The organism is Stenotrophomonas sp. HMWF023 (assembly GCF_003060985.1).
Classification (GTDB): domain Bacteria; phylum Pseudomonadota; class Gammaproteobacteria; order Xanthomonadales; family Xanthomonadaceae; genus Stenotrophomonas; species Stenotrophomonas lactitubi.
Window position 1 is genome coordinate 5,823 of the sequence record NZ_QAIJ01000215.1, and the last position, 2,793, is coordinate 8,615.

2 protein-coding genes and 1 pseudogene are annotated in these 2,793 nt (G+C 66.3%); 2 read left to right on the forward strand and 1 reads right to left on the reverse strand.

The window, feature by feature from the left end:
- A pseudogene (locus tag DBR20_RS23025) lies at positions 1 to 229 on the forward strand (type II toxin-antitoxin system HipA family toxin); the annotation flags it as partial.
- Here the strand turns inward: DBR20_RS23025 and DBR20_RS11570 are convergent.
- Entirely contained in the window at positions 230 to 844 is a 615-nt protein-coding gene (locus DBR20_RS11570) for a DUF938 domain-containing protein (protein WP_108266268.1), read from the reverse strand.
- Between the two features lie 625 nt (positions 845 to 1,469).
- Here DBR20_RS11570 and DBR20_RS11580 point away from each other — a divergent pair.
- Positions 1,470 to 2,793, forward strand: a 1,324-nt coding sequence (locus tag DBR20_RS11580) for a TldD/PmbA family protein (protein ID WP_108266269.1), incomplete at its 3' end; no start/stop codon positions are given.

Here is a 2,793-nt window from a genome sequence, read left to right on the forward strand (position 1 = left end):
AAAACTGCATCTTGTGCGACGCCGGCACTGGAACAAAACCGCACACGCCTGTGGCGTAGCCGATGGCGCAGAGCCATGGATCAAAGCGTTGATCGCTTCCGTGGAGCCCGCCATCGAGCACGTCACACGCCAGCTTCCAAGCAGCTTCCCTTCGACCGTGTCCGAACCTGTTTTCAAGGGACTGCGTGCTGCGGCGACCCGACTTTCCAGCATGGCCCCCGACGCCTGATCACCCCAACCGCCACAGCAACAGCCGGTTGTTGGCCGGCATCGCAACGTCACCCAACCGGGTAAACCCGTTGTCCGCCGCCAGCGCCTGTACCGCCTCGGCATCGCGGATGCCGCTGCGCGGATCACGCGCCTTCAGCCAACCATCGAACTGCGCGTTGCTGTCACTGGTGTAGCGACCGCCGTAATTGAACGGCCCGTATACCGCCAGCAGCGCGCCATGGCGCAGCAGTGGCGGCAATGCCGCAAACAGCGCCTGCACGTGTTCCCAGCCCATGATGTGCAGGGTGTTGGCACTGAACGCGGCATCGAACGTGCTGCCCTCCGGCAGACTCAGGCCGGTGGCAGGCGGCAGCTCGACCTGCAGCGCCACCGGCGGCAGCAGGTTCAACAGCGCCGCCTCGGCGCGCCAGGCCTGGATGCCGGGCAGATGGTCCGGATGGTCGCTGGGCTGCCAGCGCAGCCATGGCCAGCGCTCGGCGAAGAAGGCCGCATGCTGGCCGGTGCCGCTGCCGATCTCCAGCACCCGGTGGCGGTCGCCCATCCACGGGTCGAGCGCAGCGGCGATGGGTTCGCGATTGCGCTCGCAGGCTTCTGAATACGGCTTGCTCGACATCGAGACGGCGTCCAGGCGGGGTCGGCTCATTGTGCACGAGGGGGTTACTGAGCAGGGCTGCGCCCTGCACCCGCCGAAGCCGAAGCGACAGCAAAAGCGGGCTTCCTGTGGGATGGCGGGGTAGATCCGGTGGCGGGGGACGCCGTGAATCCGTCCATGGAGGCTTGGGCGCGCCATCCATGGCGCTTACACCCCCGCAACCGGACCCACCCCGCCTTTGACAGATTTCCGCGATCTGTTGGAACGGATCTGACCCCGGGTTCATTTCGATATCTGGCAGATGTGTCGACCAAGGTCGACACCTACCAACAGCCGCAGGAATCTGTCAGAGGCGGGGCGGTGTCGGATTGCGGGGTGTCCGCGGCATGGATGCCGCGGCCAAGCCCCCAGGGATGGGTTTACGGCGTCCCCGCAATCCGACACCACCCCGCCAACCCACGGATAGCCAGCTTCTGCCGTTGACGTTGACGTTGATTCGGCAGGTGCAGGGCTGCAAGCCCGGCCGAAACCCACCCCTACCATGACTGCAGTCACTTGCCCGATTGCCCGCTGCTGGCGAAAGTCGAGGAGTTGACGTGATCGGATCGGTCCTTTGCCGGCCGCACGGAAGTGAGAGAGAGACGCAGTGCAACGACGTGAGTTCCTGGCATTTTCCGGTCTGGGCCTGGCGGGCCTGGTCCTGCCGCATTCGCGGCTGATCGCCGCCGAGCAGTTGCTGGCCCCGGTCGACCCGACCAAGCGCCGACGCCTGGCCGAGGTCGCCCTTGCCGCCGCGCGCGCGGCCAAGGCCAGCTACTGCGACGTGCGCATCGGCCGCTACCTCAACCAGTCGGTGATCACCCGCGAACACCAGGTCGGCAACGTGACCAACCGCGAATCGTCCGGTGTGGGCGTACGGGTGATCGTCAACGGGGCCTGGGGGTTCGCCGCTACCCACCAACAGACCGAAGCTGCAGTACGCGCCGCCGTCGAGCAGGCCACGGCCATCGCCCGCGCCAATGCCAGCATCCAGACCCGTCCGGTGCAGCTGGCGCCCACTCCGTCGGTGGGCGAGGTGCGTTGGCAGACACCGATCCGCCGCAATGCGATGGAAGTGCCGATCCAGGACAAGGTCGAGCTGCTGCTGGCGCTCAATGCGGCCGCGCTGAATGCGGGCGCTGACTACATCAATTCCACCCTGTTCCTGGTCAACGAGCAGAAGTACTTCGCTTCCAGCGACGGCTCGTTCATCGACCAGGACATCCACCGCATCTGGCTGCCGTTCACCGCCACCGCCATCGACAAGGCCAGCGGCAAGTTCCGCACCCGCGCCGGCCTGTCCTCGCCGATGGGCATGGGCTACGAATTCCTCGACGGGGACGCGCGTGGCAAGGTGCAGCTGCCCGGTGGCATCACCGCCTACCGCGATTCCTACGACCCGGTCGAGGACGCCATCGCCGCCGCCCGCCAGGCGCGCGAGAAGCTGAAGGCGCCCTCGGTGAAACCCGGCAAGTACGATCTGGTGCTGGATCCGTCCAACCTGTTCCTGACCATCCACGAGAACGTCGGCCATCCGCTGGAGCTGGACCGCGTGCTCGGCTACGAAGCCAACTACGCCGGCACCAGCTTCGCCACCCTGGACAAGCGCGATGCCGGTTTCCGCTGGGGCAGCGACATCGTCACCTTCTTCGCCGACAAGACCCAGCCGGGCAGCCTTGGTGCGGTCGGCTACGACGACGAAGGGGTGAAGACCCAGCGCTGGGACCTGGTGCGCGACGGCATCCTGGTCGACTACCAGGCTACCCGCGATGAGGCGCACATCCTCGGCCGCGACGCCTCGCATGGCTGCAGCTATGCCGACTCGTGGTCCAGCGTGCAGTTCCAGCGCATGGCCAATGTCTCGCTGGCGCCGGGCAAGGCAGCGCTCAGCGTCGAAGACATGATCAAGGACGTCGAAAACGGCATCTACA